The following is a 20308-nucleotide window of genomic DNA, read 5'->3' on the forward strand; positions in this document are numbered from 1 at the left end:
CGTGTGTTCGGATAATTTAGATAGGATAATCATAGAGATTATGGTATCCTTTGCTCGATCCGGTGTGGACAAGATCGAAGCATAAAAACATACATTAAAAGGATAAAGAGGATGAATAGTTTTAGACCGTTAGTTTTTATTCCGCTGATTATTCTTATTGCCGGAATACACGGATACACTGAGGAAGCTGTGCGTATTACCTCCGATATCGGCATGGACAGCCGTGTGTTGGTAGCTGTGCCCAACTTCGCCGTATCTGATGCGCAATTTGTCAGTATTGCCGCGGAAATGACCCAAGCCGTCTCCGATGACCTTGAATTTTCCGGACTTTTTGTAGCCCTGCCGCCGGCACGATATCCCGCAGGATTCACCGGAATTGAAGCCAACGTCAGTGCCATCGATTTGCCCGCATGGCGCGCGACCCGTGCGGAAAATTTGGTACATGGCTACATTTATCAGGATGGCGATTCATTGGTAGCGCAATTTCGGCTCTTTGACCTCTATAGCAATACACAACTTTATGGTCAAGAAATCCGCGTCGACAGAAGCCATTATCGTTTGGCTTCCCACCGTTTCACAGAAGAGGTCATCCGTGTGGTCGACGGGGTGCCCGGTATCGGTACTTCAGAAATCGTTTTTGCAGGCATTTCCGGGCCCGGCGTCAAAGAAATTTATGTTGCAGATTATGATGGCGCAAATGTGCGGCGCCTAACCAATCACAATTCCCTGTCTATCATGCCGGAAATATCGCCGAACGGCTCAGATATCGTTTATCTCTCGTACAAAGACCGTTACAGTTTTCTTTACGTGTTGAATCGCGCCACAGGCGCTACCCATCCCTTATCAAAAGAAGTGGGGCTCAACAGCGCCGCCATGTGGGCGCCGGATAATGAACGTTTAGCCATGACCCTGAGTAAAGACGGGAACGCAGAAATATATTTGCGCAACAAAAACGGGTCCAATACGCTACGTCTAACCAACAATCGGGATGGCGACACGTCGCCTTGTTTTTCGCCTGATGGCGGCCGGATCGCATTCGTGAGTGACCGTGCCGGGCGGCCGCAAATTTATGTCATGAATGCTGACGGCTCGAACCAAAACCGCTTGTCCTTCCATGGCGGCTCCGCCTATGATCCGGTTTGGTCGCCTGATGGAAAGATGATTGCTTTTGTATCGTCTATTTCAGGCGAAGGTCTAGAAATTTATGTGATGGGCGCCGATGGTTCGAATCCGCAGCGGCTTACAAACTCGCCCGGTATCAATGAAGCGCCTTGTTGGTCGCCCGATTCACGGCATATTGCCTTTACTTCAAGCCGTCGGGGCCGTCCCGAATTGTGGGCTATTACCTTGAGCACCATGACGGAAAAAGCGGTCTCCCGCGTTGAGATGCCCGCAGAAGGACCCAGTTGGGGACCGCGCCGTAAATAATAGAATAAATTGCGGTTCCTTCCGAATCCGTGTGTATTATCACTGTCACTAATTGTTGCCATGAAAAAAAGTTCTTTCAAATGGATGTGCTGCCTGCTGTGCTTGGTTGCGAAACACTGTTTGTTCGCGACACAGGCCTATGGTGATCTCATTGTTTTGGAGAATAAGGAGACCTTGTCGGGAAGTTTTTCGCGGATTAAAAATAATACCCTCGTTTTTCGAACCTCCTTGGCTGGTCAGATGATGACGCCCTTGGAAAACGTGAAACAAATCTCGTCCACGGCGCCGTTATACGTAGAGATGGAGAACGGTCAGGTTTATTTCGGTCGATTAGCGGTTCGGCAGGACAGGCAAGTTATTGAGCCTCTAGATGGCGGCTCCGCTCACAACATTCAGATAACCGATATTAAAGAGACTTTACCTATACCCACCGTACCGGAGGGGATAAAGGAGGAAGACAAAGAAGCGTGGCTTACAGATGCTCTTCCTGATATTCAAAAAAGTGACGGCTATCCTTCTCTCAGCGATAAAAACTTGCAATTTGATGCGTCGGGAAAATCAGGCCCGTGGGATGCTGAAGAACCTTATCCTGATAAAGGGGAAGGAGGGCACCGTCTCGTTTCGCCCACCAATCTGGGAGAGCCCATCGATAAATCCGAAACCCATCCCGGATTAAGCTTAAATTTTGAAGCGGGGCAAGACACGACCTCGCCTGCCACGAAAAAAATAGAAGCGCCTCTCATTGAAGGAGCCGAGCAGCAACGTCTGAAAACAGCCCATAGAGAAGAGGTAACGACAGGAGCGCAAGAGCAACGGGAAGACAGCACCGCTCCGTTGACTTCACCCTTTGGGTATCAACTCCGTGTGCGTGCCTTTCCGCAACCTCAAAGCAGCGATGAAAAAAGTGGTGAATCCGCCAAGCCCAAGGCGTATCGGATGCCGCCTGCGCCGCCGCTGCGCCTGCGTTACAGGATGTGAGACTTCAGTAAAAAGAGGCTCCTTTTGATAAAATAGAAACGCACCGGTCCCAATACGGTATAATTTCGACAAAACCCGAATCCATGAAAATTTATCGGATAAGTTTGGGTTCCTTCTTTTTTTAGAATTGTTCAGGAGTTGCAGGGGTTTTTTCGCCGGGATGCTATACCATAGCGTTCGGAAGGATGATGCCGGACTGACTACAAAGCGGTCACGCCGGTTTTTTGTACCATGCGGGAACCGGGAAAGTGCCGCATTAATATAGACATAATAGACATTCATTTATAAAAAATTATCAAGGTTGTTCATTTAGGTATAATACAGTCTTTTATTGGAGCGACGGTTTGCCCACAATCGAAATCTGAAAGCAAAAGGGGGAGAGATAAGATTTTTGTGCGGTCCTTACCCGTCTTTATGGAGTTTGATACATGAAAAAAATGCTTGAAAAAACAGTGTCCCTGGCTTTGTCTGAAGACATCGGTCAGGAAGATTTAACGACCAACACCACCGTTTCCCCCGATCTGCGGTGCCGCGCCCGATTGATTTCAAAAGATACGGGCGTCCTCAGTGGGATGCGTCCTTTTCGTTGTGCCTTTGATCTCTTGGAAGCTGACGTTCAAGACTGGAGCGGCTTACAAGACGGCACTCCTTTCGGCAATGGTGATTTGCTCGCAGAGTTCACCGGAAATGCGCAGGCCGTGCTCACAGCCGAGCGGACAGCGTTGAATTTTGTGCAGCGCCTCTCCGGTGTTGCGTCGCTCACCGCCCAGTTTGTGAAGGAAGTTAAAGGACTTCCCTGTAAGATATGCGGAACGCGAAAAACGAGTCCCATGATCCGCCAGTTGGAAAAAGAAGCGATCGTTCACGGGGGCGGATCCAACCATCGCCATACGCTGTTTAACGGCATTTTGATTAAAGAAAATCATGTGATGATGGCAGGCGGCATAACGGAAGCGGTGCGCCGCGCAACAGAAAGAACACACCATCTCATGCGTATTGCTGTTGAAGTGCGTACCTTGGATGAGTTTGACGAAGCACTGAAGGCCGCCGCCGGTGTTATTATGTTGGACAATATGAGTTTGGACGATATGAAAGAAGCGGTAAGCCGCGTTAAGGATCATCAGGTACTTCTTGAAGCCAGTGGCAATGCCACCCTTGATCGGGTCCGTGCCATGGCTGAAACAGGCGTCCAATTCGTATCGGTCGGCGTTTTAACCCATTCTGCCCGGTCTATTGATATGACCTTGCTCATTGAGCACGCCTGAGTTCGTTTTGGGCAGCCCCTATCCGAAAAGTCTGGATGGCACCCGGCTCCTTGCCAAACAAATTATCTGGTATCCGCAGACCGAATCGACCAATCTGCTCGCCATGGCGTGTGAGACAGACGGAACGGTCTTCATAGCGGATCAACAAACGCAAGGCCGCGGCCGGCACGGGACGAAGTGGCACAGCCCTGCCGGTAAAGGCTTGTATTTCAGTGTGAGTCTCAACGGGCCGTTGCGCGGGATTGCCTTTGCCGCTGCCATTGCCTTATATAATGCCCTTTCCTTGATGATTCCTATACGGCTGAAATGGCCGAACGATTTGTTGTGTAACACGAGGAAAGTAGGCGGCATTTTGATCGAACAACGGGAGAACCGAATCGCCCTTGGCATTGGTGTGAACGTAAACCATGACTTAGAAGATTTCCCGCCGTCCTTGCGCCATAAGGCAGGGTCGTTGCGGATAGCAAGCGGCGAAACCAAGGATTTGCAAGCACTGTTCTATACGGTGATCATGCACCTTGACGCCGCTGTGCAGCGGCTAAAGAGCGGACAATTGCTTGCTGTTCATGAAGAATGGGTCAAAGCCTGTGATTTGATCGGCAAAGAGATTTCTCGTGGCAACATCAGCGGCAGAGTGACCGCCATTGATATGGAAGGCACGCTCTTCGTCGAGACTATAGCAGGCATACAACGGATTGAATACGGCGACATAACGATCCCCAACAGCCCCTAGCCGGTGTTGAGGCGCCGCCAATCAAAGATACAGGAGCGCAACATTTTTCTAATCGAATAAAATTGTGATCAAGAGAGCTTGCCCTTTGTTTGCGTTTAGAGCGACGAAAGACATACAGTAATTTATTCCGTATCCTCTCACGATCATCTCGGCGCGAGAGGGGCAACGCAAAATAAGGCTGAAAATAGTGTTGAACTTTTTGAAAAAAGGATACTGCAATCATGTTGTTTGTAGTTGATATCGGAAATTCCCATACGGTTTTGGGCTTATACAAAGAAAAGGAACTCTTGGGTCAATGGCGCGTCTTTACTTCGAATTACCGTACCGGCGATGAATTGTCGATCTTGTTGACCATGCTGTTGCAAAGTATTCAGGTGAATCAACAGGAAATCACCGGTTGCTGCGTGTCCAGTGTGGTGCCGCCCTTAAACGGCGCCATTCAATATGTGTGCAACCGCGCTTTTGGCATTGATGCGCTGATGGTTGAGCCCGGCGTAAAAACGGGTGTTATGCTCCAATGTGAAAATCCGAGGGAAGTGGGCGCAGACCGCATCGCCAATGCCGTTGGCGCCCTCGAAGAATATCCCGGCCCCCTCATCGTCATTGATTTTGGAACGGCCATTACCTTCGACGTGATTACAGAGCGTATGGAGTGGCTGGGCGGCGTCATTGCCCCCGGCATACAATTATCGGCAGATTCCCTTTTTGAACGCTGTGCCCGACTGCCTCGCGTCGATATTGTAGCGCCCAAAGAAGTGATCGGACGCAATACGGTAACCAACATTCAAGCGGGCCTGACCTATGGCTATGCGGATATGGTCGATGGCATTGTGGGTCGAATTTGCAATGAACTGGGCCGTGATGCGAAGGTCATTGCGACCGGTGGTTATGCCCGTCGGATAAGCAGTGTTTCCAAACGTATCGATCTTGTGGATCCGCTCTTGACCCTGAAAGGGCTGCGCGCCATTTACGAACGGAACTTGGGGAAAGGATCATGAGAAAAGTTATCCTAGGTGTTCTGGTATCTCTTTTGCTGGTCAGCGCTTGCAGCAAGCCTGTTCAGGAAGAAAGAGCTGCGCCGATTCTTGAAGATAATACGGGCGCATTGGTTTCACGAGCGGCGCCCATTGTGGAGCCCATGCAAATGAAGGGGATTAATTTGTACATGCACCGCCCCGCCAGCGCCGATACGGCAACGGGCAAACCCGAACTGTGGATCAGTGCCGACTCTTTTTCCGTTCAAGAGGAACAGATTTATTCTTTTGAAAAGGCCCATGCCGTCATCTATTCTAAAGATGATCAGGAAATTACCTTGGATGCTGCACAAGGTATTTTTGAGCAGGACAAAAGTGCGCGCTTGGAAGGAGAAGTGCGGATGGTGGCAGGAAGCTTAAAAATAATGCTGCATGATATTGAATGGTCTCGGGAAGAAGGTACCCAAGGAACCGCAAAAACAGATCGATCTGTTATTATTGATGATCCGGATTTACAGTTAAACGCTGCCGGTATGCGCCTCTACCCCGATGAACGTGTTTTTGAACTTACGGACGTGTCCGGCGTGGTGCGTTTTGGAAAGGAACTAACGTGATTCCTAAAAAGATTTTCATAATCGCCTTATGTTTTTTGAGTCTGCCGCTAATGGCGCAAACAGACAGCGGCATGGGCGGCTATTCCTCAATGGAAATAGAAGCCGGTACGATGAAAGGTAATTTCGCGACCGGCGCCATCGAAGAGATGACCGGCGGTGTACGTATACGGCTTCTCTCCGATGAACCCGGCTTGGCTGACTTGCCCATCGAAGCCGGTACCATGAAATTTACCTGGGAAAAAGGGCGTGCCACACCGGCGACGGTGGTCATGGAAAGTAATGTCAAGGTTAAGCACCCCGATGCCGAGATCAGCGCGGGCCGTGCAGAATGGAATTTTAATTCGGGGGAACTCGTCTTTTCCGGCAATCCCGTCGTGAATAGCGAGCGGCTGCAGGGTTTGCGCGGTGAAAAGATGATTCTAAATCTGAAAACCAATACTTTTGAGGTTACCCGCGTACGAGCCGATCAGGTGCCTTTGCATGGCGCTGCAAATGGTGCCGCTGCGCCCGCCTCCAAAGCCTATGAATTGCGCAAGGATGATATTAAAGACTGGCCCGGTCTCATGAACGCCATTAAGGCGGAAGCCGCTTCAGCCGATCCTTCTCCCGGTCGTCAGATCCTCAAGCAGATGTCAACGCAAAACCAGCAACTGCTGCTTCAGATGGAAACGGCGCAGTTGGTCGAACGCAAAGAAGATATTTTACGACTCTTTAACGGCATATTGCCGGCACAGGGATTCTATGCTGCCGATGCGTGGGCAGGTAAAACATTATCTGACGAAGCACGCCAATTGACGGCTGCCGACAATCTTGAACAAAATGATTTGAGTAAGCTGAACCGGCTTCTATTGGAAGCCGCTTATCCTTTTGCATTCTAATCCAACTTAAAGGAGCGCACGGTGTCAACGGACCAACAGGCATTACTTTATATGGAAGGCCTGACCAAGGCATTTAAAAAACGGGTCGTTGTCCGAGAAATTTCTCTTGCCTTGGAGGCAGGCGAGGTGGTGGGGCTCCTTGGTCCGAATGGTGCCGGTAAAACCACTACCTTTAGTATGATTGTCGGGCTTTTGAAACCCGATGCCGGCACCATACACTTCGACGGCATTAACATTACCAAGACGCCCTTGTATCGCCGTGCCCGCGCCGGAATTGCCTATTTGCCCCAAGAGCCCTCTGTCTTCCAACAATTGACGGTGCGGCAAAACCTTCAAGCCGTGTTGGAATACCAATCGCTGAAACGCGCGGAACGTATCGCGCGCATCGACAGCGTCATGACCGAACTCAATATCACCCATCTCTCCGACAGTCCTGCCTATACCTTGTCCGGGGGAGAACGGCGCCGCACGGAAATTGCTCGCGCCCTTGTTATCGAACCGCGAATATTTCTGTTGGATGAGCCTTTCGCAGGTATTGATCCCATTGCTGTAGCCGATTTACAGCTGATTGTCCGCGACCTGAGTAAGCGGGGAATCGGCGTTCTTATAACCGATCATAATGTACGTGATACACTGGCTATTACAGACTACGCCTACATCATCAATGAAGGCTCTCTATTGGCAGCGGGTAAGCCTCAAGATATTGCTGAGGATCCGCTCGTTCGAAAAATATATCTTGCCGAAAAATTCCGCCTATAACTAAATATATTTTAACGAGTTGTATTTCTTCAATCCCAGAGAGGAGATGCATTATGAACCGACGCAATTTTTTAATGCACAGCGCCGCTGCTGCCGCTGTGCTGACCCACCAACAAGTCCGAGCACAGGACAGTAAGACCACAAAGAAATATCGTGCTTGCATTATCGGCGACTCCCTTCAAGGTAAATACGGACACGGGCTCCACATGGCTTGGGGACTGCGCGATGAGGTCGAAGTGGTCGCCTTGGCCGATCCCGATGAGGCGGGCCGTGAAAAACACGCCAAAGAATCGGGGGCATTGCGTCAGTACAGTGACTACAGAGAGATGCTTGAAAAAGAGTCTCCCGACTTGGTCACCATTGGTCCGCGCTGGACGAATAAACACCGTGAGTATTTATTGGCTTGTGCCGCCATAGGAGCCCACGGCTTCATAGAAAAGCCGCTGACCCCCGATCTTGCCGAGGCAGATGAGGTGGTCGCAGGGATGACCGCCAAAAATCTGAAGTGGGCAATAGCCTTTAATTTTCGTACCGACCCCGTCATTGCCCACGCTAAGAAAATGCTTTTCGAAGAGAAACTTATCGGCGATATTCTGGAGATTCGAGGTCGCGGAAAAGAAGATGTCCGCTCAGGTGGTGAAGATTTGATCGTCTTGGGAATTCATCTCTTCGACATGATGATTTATTTTTTGGGAAAGCCCAGCTGGTGTGCAGCGCGTATTTTGACCGATGGACGCTTGTCCACGCGCCAAGACATTACACTTCCGCAAAAGGAGCTTCTCGGTCCTATCGTCGGCGATAGTCTTCATGCCGTTTATGGATTTAAAGGGGAGATTCCCGGATACTTTGCGTCCACTAAAGTCAACGAAAAAAATCCCGGTCGCTACGGCATGGACATTTATGGTAGTAAAGGGATGGCTACCATTCGCATTGATCCGCGCCCCACGGTGTATTACACCCTTTCGCCGTCATGGGTTTCCGGCGGCGGCGCAGCAGAATGGACGCCGCTCCCCGACGCGCCGACTGTGCCGCTCCGTCGCCCCGAAATCGTCAGTGATTATGCGCCCATTATCGACGATTTGATGGCGGCCATAGCGGAAGACCGCCAGCCGCAGGTTTCCATTGAGGACGGGCGGCAAGCCACCGAAATGATTCAAGCTGTTTTTGACGCACATTTTAACGGCGGCTATGTGGATATGCCCCTAAAGCAACGTTCTCATCCCTTAATTTAACTAGCGATAATCAAGACTGCGCTGTCCATGGAATAGGCGACCCTTTAAAAGTGTTGTCCCAGTATTCACGTCAAATCAAATGGAAATGAACGCTTTAACCACGAATGGAGGAAACAACAATGGCAAAGGTCACATTTCACGATAACCCCGCAAACACCTGTGGTGATTTACCTGCAGTTGGCTCCAACGCCCCTGAATTCACATTGACCGGTAATGATTTAGCAGAATTTGCATTGCCCGCTACGGGGAAGGTTCTTCTGAATATCTTCCCAAGTATTGATACGCCTGTTTGCGCCGCTTCTGTGCGCCAATTCAATGCCAAAGCCGCTGATCAAGTTCAAGTACTTTGTATTTCTGCTGATCTGCCCTTCGCACAAGCTCGGTTTTGCGGCGCTGAAGGTATCGAAAACCTGAAAATGCTTTCCGTATTCCGACACCCTGAATTTGGACGAGCCTACGGCGTATCCCTTGTTGACAGCCCCATAGCGGGACTCCTCGCTCGGGCCGTCGTCATTGTCGACAATAACAAAGTCGTCTATACGCAACTCGTTCCGGAAATCACTACGGAACCCGATTATGAAGCTGCCTTAAAAGCATTGGGCGCGTGACCGCCCTCTTTGGTGTGTCTGTCCCCTATGTGCTAGTGCACGGCGTGTCCTTAGCTTTTGTCTCACAGGACAAGCCGTTGCCGTGGTATAAAAATTTTTGGGTTACTCGTGCTTCTGTTACACTTTCCTATAGAACAATACGATTTAATAGGTCCCGGATGAAAGGAAAGTACAGATATGTTTTCGCTATCGTTACCAAAAAGACTAACACTCGGCCGCGTGCTTTGTCGGACATCACTGCTGCTGTCGGGGTTCCTCATGCTTTTTGTGGCGCTCGGGTGTGATCTCTTTGAAGACAACAGCTTCACCGAATTAAGCAATCCTATGAAACGCATGTTCAAGGGCCGCCTCACCTATGGTGTTGGAGAATCGCCCTATGAGATTCTCAGCGGTGACTTCAACAAAGACGGCTTGAATGATCTGGTTACCTTAAATATTGGCGATGAAAGCGCGACTGTGCTGCTGGCGCAAGGCAGTTCTTTTGCAGCGCCTGTCAGCTATGACGTCGGTCCCAGCCCGCGCACCGGCGCTGTGGCGGATTTGGATGGCAACGGCACCCTTGATTTGGTCATCGTCAATGAGAGCATCGATCAGCTGACCTTGCTTTACGGAAATGGTGATGGCACCTTTACTGATGGCGTCGTCTTAACCTTGCCCGCCGGCTCATCGCCGGGAAACGTTTTTGTCTACGACCTAAACCAGGATGGTTATGTCGATATCATTACGGCGAATGGCGGCAATGATTCCATCAGCATTTTCACCGGTGCCGAAGAAGGCGAATTTTTAGAAGCCCATTCTTTTTCTGTCGGACAGCGTCCTTTGGGCTTGTGGGCAGGCAACTTGAAAGGGGGGCCTTACGCGGACATACTCGTCGCCAACCAAGGTTCTAATGCTGTATCGTTACTTGAGTTTGATGGTACCCAATATCTTCCAACCAAGCTCATTCCCTGCGGCAAATCGCCCCGGTTTTTAAAAGTTGTCGATTTGAATTTGGACGGTCATCTAGACTTGATTGTCAACAATCTGGACCAAAATTACCTGTCCATTTTGTTGGGGCTCGGTGACGGCGAATTTAGCCAAGAAATGCATTTTACTTTTCCCGGACCCATTGGGCGTTTTGTAGTGGAAGATTTCAATCACGATAATTACCCTGATGTGGTTGCCTTGCGTTTTAATGGCGCCGGCGCAGCACGCCAACCTGCCGGTATGTTCTGCTTCGCCGCCGGAAATGGACTCGGCGGATTTGAACAAGTGCAGGTCTACGGCGCAGGATGGCGCGCCATTGGTTTGGTCGCCGCCGATATGAACGCGAATCAATCCTTGGATATCGTGACCTCTGATTTGGCGCGGAATACCGTGTCTGTAATCTATAGCCGCGGGGACGGCAGCTTTGAATCCGATCAGCGCTTTAATCTCGGCACACGACCGGGCCCCGCCGTTTTAGGTGATTTTAATGCAGATGGGATTAAAGATGTCGCTGTTGCCAATCGCGGTACGAACAATATCTCTATTTTGTTGGGTGAAGGCGACGGCAGCTTTACGCCTGCCAGACCATTGCTGCTCACCCAATCACCGGTTGTCATGGCTGTTGGGGATCTCAATAAGGACGGGAAAGACGATCTTGTCATTTATTTGAACCAACAATATGTTGTTTGGGTGTACCTCGCCTCAGATGACGGCGCTTTCTCAGCGCCTAAAGCCTATAATTTGTTGAACAGCAATCAAGGCTTGCCGCCTCAGGTCATGTCTATTGCCTTGGGCGATATGGACAAGGACGGTAACCTTGACATTGTCGCCGGAAACACCAAACGGGATTCGGTTTCCGTTCTTCTCAATAATGGTTCCGGACATTTTCCCAACCGCGTAATTACCGAAGTGGATAATTTCCCCTTGGCAGTAGAGGTTGTGGATGTCAACAATGACGGTATACTGGATCTCCTGCTCGTATCCAGCAACGATCCGGAAGTGCCTACTGATGCCGCTGAACCCCGCGTAGCCCGTTGGTTCGGTATTGGCGATGGTTCCTTCGACCCGGAAACACAACTGCGATTTGCCACAGGACCGGGACCGAGGGCGTTGAGGGTAGGGGATATATCCGGAAATGGCCGTCCTGACGTGGTCACCGTTCATACGGGCAAGGATAGTCTCTATTTGTTGAAAGGTGTCAGCGACACGAATTTCGCGCCCGGCACCAAGATGATCGTTGGAGAAAAACCCACCATGGTAGCCCTTCACGATCTAAATCGAGACGGAAAAAAAGATCTCATTTATTCTTTGAACGGCGGCAGCGTTGTGGTTTCTCTGAGCCGAGGCGACCTTGCCTTTGAAGGACCGAATAATTTTATTATCACGCCCGGCGCAGTGAATCTGCTGGTGGCTGATTTAAATGGCGACCAATTCCCTGACCTTATAACGATTAATGCAGGCTCGGAAGATCTGTCGGTCGTTTTGGGCGGCGCAATTTAAATCATTTTTTGCTATGATAAAAGAATATACTTATCGCCATCGTAAAAGCGTCCCGTAATTACATGATGTTTTATTGTGACTTATGGGCATCATTTGCTACTGCCATAGCAAGGTGTTAGATACTTTTACAGAAGGAAAAGTAAAATTATGATAAACCATACAATTCCACTGGGAGGTATTGGTACAGGCTACCTGCTCCTAGATCAATGGGGGCGTTTTTTTTCCCACTTGCCCTATGAGGGCATGAAAAGCCTTCCCCTCAATAACACCTTCTCCTGCATCCGCGTCCAAAAGCAGGGCGCGCAGCCTTATCTGCGTCTGCTGTGTGGGAAATTGAACGGCTACACGCGCTTCTATCCCAACGCGCTGCCACCCTTATTAAATGAAGATGAATACCAACGGGACTATGCTTATCCTTGGGCTAATTTCAAGTGTTCTTATCCGCAAACGCCTGTCTCTATTTCGTGGCGTTATTTCTCACCTTTTGTTCCCTATGATCCTGTTGCCGCTGCCATGCCCCTGGAGCTGATGCAGCTGCGCGTTGTAAATAAAAATCCTTTCCCCGTCCGTGTTAGCGTGTTGTTTTTGGTTGATAATCTGCTCTTGCTAGACAGTAACTCCCGAACATCCGGTAAAGGAAATGTCTATGCTGTTCAAAGCAGTTTGCAGCAAGCTATGGTGGATCAATTTAAAGCCAATGGCTTCCGGGGCACCATTACCGAACTGCCGCCGGAGATGGTCAAAAGCTACGAGTTTAACGGGCTTGTTTTTGGTGAACGACGCAAAGACGATTCCCATGTGTCGCCGTTCAATGCCTGCCTTATGCTGAAGAAGCATCCTTCAACCAAGATTTCCCTGGGCGCTTATGATCCCGAAGATATAGAAAAATCAGAACGGTTTTGGCGTTACTTTACGAAGTCGGGAACCGTCCCCGCTCCTCGCATCCCACAACCTATGAAAGGGGCCGCCCTAGTGGCGACGACGGATTTACCTGCGGGATCCGCCCACCAATTTAACAAAGTATTCGTATGGTATTTGCCGGAGAATCAACTAGACAAAATAAAAAGCGGCCGAGATGAAGCCTCAAACGTCAGCTCCAGTTCGCAAGGAGTCGCTCAATATGCCTTGCAGCATATTGATTATTACGCCACAGCCGTTGATAAATGGCAACAAAAATTGTTAACGTCGAATTTGCCGCCTGAATTTGTGAGTGCCTTGCTGCATGCAAGCCGTTCCTTTACGACGCAAAGCAGTTATAATGGTGACGGTCATTTGATGTTGTGGGCAGGTGTGGCGAACTGTGCTAAACGCGCTTGTTCGTGGAATTTTCTCACCGGTATGGCCTTTCTCATTTTCTCGCCCCATTATCACACCAAGGCGATAACCGAATGTTTCGCCCGCATCAATCATTTATTAACATCCAACGAATATCCCAACACACCGGAGTCGCTGTCCTGTACGGCGAGCTTATTTCTTTCCGCCTATGCAGACGCCCTTTTCCTCGGACATCGTGCACGTTTGGCGGAATGGCTGAAGCCCATGGAAAATATCGTTGATACAGTGCTGCATGATTTTAAGGATGGAAGCCCGTCCATGGGGGCACTGCGCAGCGCCTTTGATCTTCGTGGCATGGGCTTGTGGGCGGGCGCGCTCTCCGTGTTTTCCCTCATGCTCCACGAAGTCGGCGAGAGTCAAAAAGCGGACAAGTACCAACAAATGGCGACTGTGTTCAGTCTCAGTTATGGAGATGAAATTTATAAAAAATTGGTGCCGCCCGAGGCTTCCGGCAGCAACGGGACGGAAGCGAGCCCCGCCTCCGCGTCAGAAATTGACAGTATCCTATTGGAGGGTCCTTGCAGTCTCAGTTTGTTGGGTATAGAACCGAAAATCGCCTTCAAAAAGACCTTGAAATATCATTGGCAGTCTTCCAAAAATCAGGCTACAGCTGCGGGGCGCAGTACGCAAGATTTTTTGGGGAACGTCGTTGATACCATCGTCGGTCAATTTTATAAGAGGTCGTCGGATTCAGAAGCGGAAAATATCAAGGACAGCCTCAGCCACTTGGTCGAAGCCTATTATCTCCATGTTCAAGAGCAAGAGAGCAAAAGGGAAACTGCGTTTACGGAGTCCTTGTCCATGTGGGCTGTCCTGCAAATGATTAATGGATTCTATTACGACGCGCTGCACCAATCGCTCTATCTGCGTCCTATTATGATCAATGATGAAGCGCTGCGACTACCCTTATTTACACCCCTGTCCATGGGGGATCTCGTGGTTCAAAAAAATGCGTCAGGCCGACCCGGCGTAACCTTTACCTTTTCCATCGAAATTCCTGTGTCGATCCAGTCGGTCAATATTCTGCTGCCCATGGTTATGGATAGTATTGTGGTGGAATGCAATAACGATGGTCATAGCGAGTCGGTTGAATCGACCGTAACGGCCAACGACGACAGCACCCACTTGTCCATAACCTTTAAGAAGCCCCTCAAAGTATTGAACGATTTTGCCCTTCGTATTACCGACACCAGCCAAAACCAAACCCGTACGCAATCATGATTATCATTGGGTTGACAGGTGGCATCGGCAGCGGTAAATCTTCCGTGGCACGCTACTTGGAAGAAGAAGGATTTCCGATCATTGATGCAGACCGGGTAGGTCATGAACTGTTGGATAGTCCGTCGATCCAAGACGCGATTGTGGCGCTTTTTGGCAATGAAGTTCTTGAAGAGGGAACCATATCCCGTGAAAAATTAGGGATGCGGGTCTTTGCCGACACGAGTCTGAGAAATCAATTGAACGCCTTGCTGCATCCGCTCATCAAGGAAGAAATTGCCCGATGGTGCGCGCAACAATACGAACAAGGAAACACAACCGTGGTGGTAGAAGCCGCATTGCTCCGCGAAGAGGAGGGCAGTGATCCCTGGCTTTCCGGATTGATTTTGGTGCTCTCTACCGAAGAGAATCGGGTGGCGCGTCTGGTCACCAAACGAAACATGAGCGAAGAGGAATCGCGAAGCCGGATCAAGGCGCAAGTGGATCCCGACACTAAAATTCCAAGAGCCGATTGGATTGTGTACAATGATGGAGATTTCGAGCATTTGAAAGAACAAACGGCGCGTATGGCGCTTGCCCTCCGAGCCCTTGGAAATGCTGCCCCGCCTACAGACTAAATACAATTCGCCTCTGAGCCGATGCATTCTATTCTGTAGGATTGTAAGCGGCAAAATCTCAATAAACAGTGAAGGAAGAGAGATATCCCATGATTCGATTGTCCTATTTGATAGCGTTGCTCTTGGCAGCAGCGGGCCCGCTGCACGCCGAAATTAGCGGGCGTATCACGACACAGGCAGGAACTGTGCCGCAAGATGCACGCATTTTTGTAGAGCCCGGTATGGAAAACGCCTTGATTGAAGGACAGGTCAGCGCCGACGGATCCTTTCATATTGGAGGCGAATATTACGGGAATGTGGGGGTTTTCGCCTTTGCTCCCGGCTATGGATTCAACGGCGTTCATATCCCCGTCCGCGAAGCTTCCGATACAGAGGCGGTGACCATTACCCTCTATCCGGCATCCACACTATCGGGGCGCATCATTAATGAAAAGAACGCCCCTGTCCCCAATGCCGCCCTGACGGGCATGGCAATTGTGAGCCCCGTAAAGGTGGGTATACCCTTTTTTAAATTGGCGGCCCTCGGGATCGCAGCGCCAACTAGCAACAGCGACGGACGTTTCGTTGTTGATCTTGTTCCCGATCGTGCGGAGGTTGTCTTAAAATTTACCCATGGATCTTATGCCCAAGAAGCGACCGCCGCGCTTCGTGCCGGTACACAGGATATTACGGTGACCATGCACCATGGTGTGACCTTGAGTGGACGCGTAGTTGTTCGCGGAGGAAATCAATCTGTTGCCGGCGCTATCGTGACGGCGCGCAGTGCACAAGCTCCCTACGATACAGCTTTTTCCGGTTCTGATAGTACCGGCCGCTATAGCATGATGTTGAAGCCGGGCGTCTATATGGTGCAAGCCCATGGCGCCGGTCGGATCAGCCCGGGAATGCAGCGTGTTGAGTTGCGCGGCGAGATACCCGAAGAACAGCTGTCCCTATCGGTATCGGACACGGGAACCATCCTCGGTTCGATTCACGATGCAAAATCAGGGGGACCAGTCGTCGGCGCTCGTATTTTTTTGGAAGTAGCCGGTCAAGCCGCGGGAGCAGTGCGCACCGCCAAAGACGGAACCTTTAGAATGAGCGCTCCTGAAGGCATTTGTACGCTCCATTTCGAAGCGGTAGACGGCTTCCGGCCGCCTGATACCAAAGCGATGCAGGTAGCCGTTCCCGCAAAAGAGGTGTTGGAACTGCCCGGGCTGTGGTTGGCGCCGCTGTCGGATTTTTCCTTGCAAGTACTTGACGACGACGGAGAAACACCCGTTGCCGAAGCCTTTATTTCTCTGCTCTGGCCCCGCCAATTCGGTTGGCAGCGCAGTGATGCCGCCGGAAAATTAGCCGTACGTTTTTCATCGCTGCCCCCCAACAACAGGATCTTGGGTTTGGCTGAACACCCCACAAAAGAATGTATGGCGCTTTTTTCGTTGGATGGCGGACAAGGGAACAGCGGGAAAGTGGTGCTTTTACCGCAAGCCTCTGTATCGGGCCGTGTGGTGAATGAACAAGGCGAAGCTTTGGCGGGCGTCGCTGTAGCAGGTTTATACGCCGACGACGTCTCTACAGACGCGGTCCCTCTGTGGCGCTGTATTAGCGATAAGGAAGGTAAGTATTTTTGGCCTGCTGTGCCCGCCGGCGTACCCCAGCGTTGTGTACTTTATACCTCGTCCGAGCAAACGAAGACGCTGCGCGATGTTAACCCGGCTCCTCATGAACAAGTTGATTTAGGGACGGCGCGTCTCGAGAATTTTGTGTCAGTGCCTCCGGATGACCTTGCCTTGGCAACTTTGCCTCTTCTATGTGGTCCGACGGATGCGCACACCAACGGAACAGGCACGGTAGTATTGTATTGTACGCCTGCAGATGCGCCCCTCTACCTTGAAGCCGCCGCATCGGTACGTTCACAATTGCAGACCTTAGGGCTGGAAACCGTCTTGGTGGTGAACGGTTCTTTTGAATGTGATCAAGGACGCGTCCCGGTTTATCAAGGTACCGGAACGCGATCTATGACGCGGCTTTTCGACCGCCACGGCCATGGTGCCCTTGATTGTGTTGGTTTGCCGCCTATCAGTGCACTGCGCCGCATTGCTATGGAATCCCACTAATATGAAATTAAAATTGTTCCTTACCGTACTCTGCAGCACTTATTTATGGTTTTCATTTTCGGCTGAGGCTGCAACGATCAGCGGCAAAGTCCTCGGTGTAGATGGCGCGCCTATTGAAGATGCCCTCGTTTTGCTCATCCAAGATCGTCGGGTCAAAGAGATGCGAACCCCTAAAAATGGCAGTTATCACTTCGACGATATTGGTGTGAAGCCCATGGAGCTGGTGGCGTATCATAGCGACTACGCGGTAGACGGCTTTACAGGCGTGCCTGTTGATGATTTAGAAATTAATTTGGTATTGTCAGCACCGGACGCCATTCATATACGGGTCATTAACAAAGATTTTATGACCTTGGCGGGAGCCCGTGTGAGCTCTATGGCCGTGAACGACCGATTCACCCTGTCTGTGGAGGATTTAGCCAACGCAGGTTTTCCTTTATTGAGAACCAATGATGAAGGGATTTTGGATATCCCCTGTATCCCCGAAGGCGGATTTGTTCGGATGACCATCCTCCATCATGAATATGCGCCTTCAGAAATATCCTATCTGCCCGTGGAAAAGCGGCGGCGCGATATTATCCTCTATCCCGGTTCCTTGCTGCGCGGGAGGATTACGGTCAATCAGAAAGGGGTGAGCAATGCCCGTGTATCCGTGTTTCAGCGTGGTGTATCGGGTCAGCATAAATTTGCAGAGGCCTTGACCGATGCCGAAGGCTTTTATCATCTGCGCGCGCCTGAGGATCAATATCTCATTGCCGTGCATCATCCTGATTATGCCTCGCCTACGCCGAAAATGGTCAACATGTATGATCTGGAAAAGGCGACCGTTGCCGACCTTGAATTGACGCCGCCCTTTATTATTCGCGGCAGTGTTGTGCTGCCCAATGGGCAGCCTTGCCGAGGCGCCCGGATCGTATTTCGCATTGAAGATACCATATTTGAAGATACCTTTTCCGACAGCCAAGGAAAGTTTTTATTGCGTTCGGGAAGTCCGGACGGTATATTGCGCGTTATTCCGCCTCCGGGCTATATGACTAAGATCTTGGATGAAATTCCTGTCGCCATGGGTGAGGTACATGAAGTAACTTTAGAAGCAATTCGGCTTACCCAACTGCCGGTAATTCAAGGTCAGGTGCAGCTGCAGAAAGGAGAGAAGCCCGAACAGCTCTACATCACGTCTTTAGATCTGCCTGTGCCTTATCTCGCACTGACCGAAGCTGACGGGAGCTTTGCATTGCCTTTCTTCTATCAGCCTGACCAAAAAGAGATTCAGTTTCGGGTCGAGCATCCGCTCCGTTTTCTGCGCAGCGACTTCACGGTCAATCTTGAATCACCTAGCGCCGTCAAGGTCTCCTTAAAGGAGTTTAAACCCCAATTGGACCGGCTGCCCCATCAGGCGGGCAGAAACAATCTTGAATCACTTTTGGGAAAAGAAGCCCCTCCTATAGACTGTGTGGAATGGTTTAACACCCAGCCCCTGACACAGGAACAGCTGAAGGGCAAGGTCGTAGTATTGACCTTGTGGGGAGGCTTTGATACAAGCCGCTTTTCTATGCACCGACTCGCAGAACTGCGTTTGCTTCACCACCTCTACGCCAAGCACAAGGATGTGGCGATCATCAGCGTCCATGATGCCAGCAGTGAATCCGATGAGATTGCCGAATACCTATCCCGCTTCGATATCACTTTCCCCGTGGGCCGCGATGCCGATCCCTTTGTTACCTTTGGGAATTATCATGTCAATGCCATTCCACAAACCGTATTGATTGATAAAGAGGGCGTACTCCGCTATGCGGAAACGGAAGGGCGTATCTTGGAGCTGATCAAAGCACTACGGCGGCACTAGCCGTGAAAAGGAAGCGTGGCGGGATAGTGCAGGGCGCGTTCAATCATCGTCTTCATCATCATTTTCGTCAAGCTGCACGGTCAACGGCTCGCTGGCTGTGGACTGGTAGGTGAGTTCATCAGTGCCCAGGATACCGCCTGTTACAATGATCTGAATCGCCTCATCAATAGACAGTCCGCAATGATAAACATCTTCCGGCGGCATCAGCAAAAATATCCCTACCGTGATATTGGGCGCCGTGGGAATGAAAACACGATAAAAGAAACGGCCGTCATGGAAAGTGATAGTGCCGACAGCAAAGCCTATCGCTTTCAAGCCCGGCCGTGGATATTCAATCATAACAGGCGTTTTGGGATAAGAAAGTTTGTCCCTAAAATGCAGTGCCTGCACGATTTGTTTGCATGCTACATATACTGATTTTACAAAGGGGATACTTTCGATAATGGAATCCATCAGGGAAAAAAGTTTTTTCCCCATAACAACAGCCGTTATCATGCCGATTAGATAAACAACGACCAAAAGTATCACAACGGAAATGAGCGGAGAGGTAAAATCGGGGATGGAGCCGGAGTATTTCCGGACTAAAGGGGCTAATTGTCCGGCCGTGAATTTATAGAGCAGTCGCAAAACAAATACGGTAATACCTGCGGGGACGACTACCAAAAGACCTGAAGTCAATTGTTTGCGAAAATGCAGTAATATCCGCGATGGACCGAAAGAGGAGGGATTCGATTGTTTCATGAGTTCTCCTCCCCGGCGTCATCGTGAACAAGTTCCGAGATCGATTCGGGCCGAGGCCCCATCGTGTCCGGCATAACCAAACCGGCGGAAATAATAGACTTCATCGCATCTTCGGTAGAGATATTGCTCTTTTCAACCTCCTCCACCGGAATAAATTCCATGTAACCGCTCGTAGGGTTCGGCGTGGTCGGCACAAACAAACGATAGTGGGGGTGGCTTTGTCCCGTTTCCTTGTCGATCAGATTCATTTTGCCCGTAATGAAGCCAAAAGTCTTGCTGCCATATTTGGGAAAATCGAGAAGGACGATGGATTTCACTTGTTCATTCTCATCTTGGGTAGATAAGATTTGAACCATCTGTTTAGAAGCGCTGTATACGGTTTTAACCATGGGGATATAGGTGACAAGGCGTTCCAGCAAGTCAATCAGCTTCTTGCCGACGAAAAAACGAGCAGCCATGCCAATACTGTAGGTGAGAATTACTAAGAATAAAACAGATATGGCGGGTACCGCAAAAC

Annotated in this window: 17 protein-coding genes; 15 read left to right on the forward strand and 2 right to left on the reverse strand. The window is 50.3% G+C overall.

Annotated elements, in window-relative coordinates:
- Window positions 1-111 precede the first annotated feature (111 nt).
- From GX117_00325 to GX117_00395, 15 genes are all read left to right on the forward strand, one after another.
- A complete protein-coding gene (locus GX117_00325) occupies window positions 112-1428 on the forward strand; it encodes a hypothetical protein (GenBank protein NLO31790.1) in 1317 nt (438 codons plus the stop codon).
- A 60-nt stretch (window positions 1429-1488) separates the two neighbouring features.
- On the forward strand, window positions 1489-2406 hold the full coding sequence (locus tag GX117_00330) for a hypothetical protein (GenBank protein ID NLO31791.1): 918 nt from the start codon (window positions 1489-1491) through the stop codon (window positions 2404-2406).
- 428 nt (window positions 2407-2834) lie between these two features.
- On the forward strand, window positions 2835-3671 hold the full coding sequence (nadC, locus tag GX117_00335; GenBank protein NLO31792.1) for a carboxylating nicotinate-nucleotide diphosphorylase: 837 nt from the start codon (window positions 2835-2837) through the stop codon (window positions 3669-3671).
- Window positions 3658-4404, forward strand: coding sequence for a biotin--[acetyl-CoA-carboxylase] ligase (locus GX117_00340; protein ID NLO31793.1), 747 nt, complete (start codon window positions 3658-3660; stop codon window positions 4402-4404). The genes nadC and GX117_00340 overlap by 14 nt, the downstream gene beginning before the upstream one ends.
- Before the next feature lie 221 nt (window positions 4405-4625).
- A complete protein-coding gene (locus GX117_00345) occupies window positions 4626-5402 on the forward strand; it encodes a type III pantothenate kinase (GenBank protein ID NLO31794.1) in 777 nt (258 codons plus the stop codon).
- Window positions 5399-5992: an LPS export ABC transporter periplasmic protein LptC gene (lptC, locus tag GX117_00350; GenBank protein ID NLO31795.1), complete on the forward strand. Its 594-nt coding sequence runs from the start codon at window positions 5399-5401 to the stop codon at window positions 5990-5992. Before GX117_00345 ends, lptC begins: the two co-directional genes overlap by 4 nt.
- Window positions 5989-6870, forward strand: a complete 882-nt coding sequence (locus GX117_00355; protein NLO31796.1) for a hypothetical protein — start codon at window positions 5989-5991, stop codon at window positions 6868-6870. The genes lptC and GX117_00355 overlap by 4 nt, the downstream gene beginning before the upstream one ends.
- Before the next feature lie 51 nt (window positions 6871-6921).
- Window positions 6922-7629 carry an LPS export ABC transporter ATP-binding protein gene (lptB, locus tag GX117_00360; protein ID NLO31797.1) on the forward strand — a complete coding sequence of 236 codons (708 nt, stop codon included), beginning with the start codon at window positions 6922-6924 and terminating at the stop codon, window positions 7627-7629.
- 53 nt (window positions 7630-7682) lie between these two features.
- Entirely contained in the window at window positions 7683-8861 is a 1179-nt protein-coding gene (locus GX117_00365; protein ID NLO31798.1) for a Gfo/Idh/MocA family oxidoreductase, read from the forward strand.
- Between the two features lie 119 nt (window positions 8862-8980).
- Window positions 8981-9469, forward strand: a complete 489-nt coding sequence (tpx, locus tag GX117_00370) for a thiol peroxidase (protein ID NLO31799.1) — start codon at window positions 8981-8983, stop codon at window positions 9467-9469.
- A gap of 177 nt (window positions 9470-9646) precedes the next feature.
- Window positions 9647-11935 carry a VCBS repeat-containing protein gene (locus GX117_00375; GenBank protein ID NLO31800.1) on the forward strand — a complete coding sequence of 763 codons (2289 nt, stop codon included), beginning with the start codon at window positions 9647-9649 and terminating at the stop codon, window positions 11933-11935.
- A gap of 147 nt (window positions 11936-12082) precedes the next feature.
- Window positions 12083-14491, forward strand: coding sequence for a hypothetical protein (locus GX117_00380; GenBank protein ID NLO31801.1), 2409 nt, complete (start codon window positions 12083-12085; stop codon window positions 14489-14491).
- Window positions 14488-15105: a dephospho-CoA kinase gene (locus tag GX117_00385; GenBank protein NLO31802.1), complete on the forward strand. Its 618-nt coding sequence runs from the start codon at window positions 14488-14490 to the stop codon at window positions 15103-15105. Before GX117_00380 ends, GX117_00385 begins: the two co-directional genes overlap by 4 nt.
- A gap of 89 nt (window positions 15106-15194) precedes the next feature.
- A complete protein-coding gene (locus tag GX117_00390) occupies window positions 15195-17204 on the forward strand; it encodes a carboxypeptidase regulatory-like domain-containing protein (protein ID NLO31803.1) in 2010 nt (669 codons plus the stop codon).
- 1 nt (window position 17205) lies between these two features.
- Complete coding sequence (locus GX117_00395; protein ID NLO31804.1) at window positions 17206-19050, forward strand: redoxin domain-containing protein; 1845 nt, start codon at window positions 17206-17208, stop codon at window positions 19048-19050.
- A 39-nt stretch (window positions 19051-19089) separates the two neighbouring features.
- On the opposite strand, the gene GX117_00400 is transcribed toward GX117_00395, so the two are convergent.
- Both GX117_00400 and GX117_00405 read right to left on the reverse strand, forming a co-directional pair.
- A complete protein-coding gene (locus tag GX117_00400; protein ID NLO31805.1) occupies window positions 19090-19791 on the reverse strand; it encodes a DUF502 domain-containing protein in 702 nt (233 codons plus the stop codon).
- A complete protein-coding gene (locus tag GX117_00405; protein ID NLO31806.1) occupies window positions 19788-20249 on the reverse strand; it encodes a DUF502 domain-containing protein in 462 nt (153 codons plus the stop codon). Before GX117_00405 ends, GX117_00400 begins: the two co-directional genes overlap by 4 nt.
- Window positions 20250-20308 lie beyond the last annotated feature (59 nt).

Source organism: Candidatus Hydrogenedentota bacterium, from assembly GCA_012523015.1.
Lineage (GTDB): Bacteria > Hydrogenedentota > Hydrogenedentia > Hydrogenedentales > CAITNO01 > JAAYBJ01.

Coding starts and splice junctions, on each gene's coding strand:
- lptC (NLO31795.1), top strand. CDS start 5,399: ATGAGAAAAGTTATCCTAGGTGTTCTGGTATCTCTTTTGCTGGTCAGC.
- GX117_00390 (NLO31803.1), top strand. CDS start 15,195: ATGATTCGATTGTCCTATTTGATAGCGTTGCTCTTGGCAGCAGCGGGC.
- GX117_00400 (NLO31805.1), bottom strand. CDS start 19,791: ATGAAACAATCGAATCCCTCCTCTTTCGGTCCATCGCGGATATTACTG.
- GX117_00325 (NLO31790.1), top strand. CDS start 112: ATGAATAGTTTTAGACCGTTAGTTTTTATTCCGCTGATTATTCTTATT.
- GX117_00380 (NLO31801.1), top strand. CDS start 12,083: ATGATAAACCATACAATTCCACTGGGAGGTATTGGTACAGGCTACCTG.
- nadC (NLO31792.1), top strand. CDS start 2,835: ATGAAAAAAATGCTTGAAAAAACAGTGTCCCTGGCTTTGTCTGAAGAC.
- tpx (NLO31799.1), top strand. CDS start 8,981: ATGGCAAAGGTCACATTTCACGATAACCCCGCAAACACCTGTGGTGAT.
- lptB (NLO31797.1), top strand. CDS start 6,922: ATGGAAGGCCTGACCAAGGCATTTAAAAAACGGGTCGTTGTCCGAGAA.
- GX117_00345 (NLO31794.1), top strand. CDS start 4,626: ATGTTGTTTGTAGTTGATATCGGAAATTCCCATACGGTTTTGGGCTTA.
- GX117_00405 (NLO31806.1), bottom strand. CDS start 20,249: ATGGCTGCTCGTTTTTTCGTCGGCAAGAAGCTGATTGACTTGCTGGAA.
- GX117_00375 (NLO31800.1), top strand. CDS start 9,647: ATGTTTTCGCTATCGTTACCAAAAAGACTAACACTCGGCCGCGTGCTT.
- GX117_00330 (NLO31791.1), top strand. CDS start 1,489: ATGAAAAAAAGTTCTTTCAAATGGATGTGCTGCCTGCTGTGCTTGGTT.
- GX117_00385 (NLO31802.1), top strand. CDS start 14,488: ATGATTATCATTGGGTTGACAGGTGGCATCGGCAGCGGTAAATCTTCC.
- GX117_00365 (NLO31798.1), top strand. CDS start 7,683: ATGAACCGACGCAATTTTTTAATGCACAGCGCCGCTGCTGCCGCTGTG.
- GX117_00395 (NLO31804.1), top strand. CDS start 17,206: ATGAAATTAAAATTGTTCCTTACCGTACTCTGCAGCACTTATTTATGG.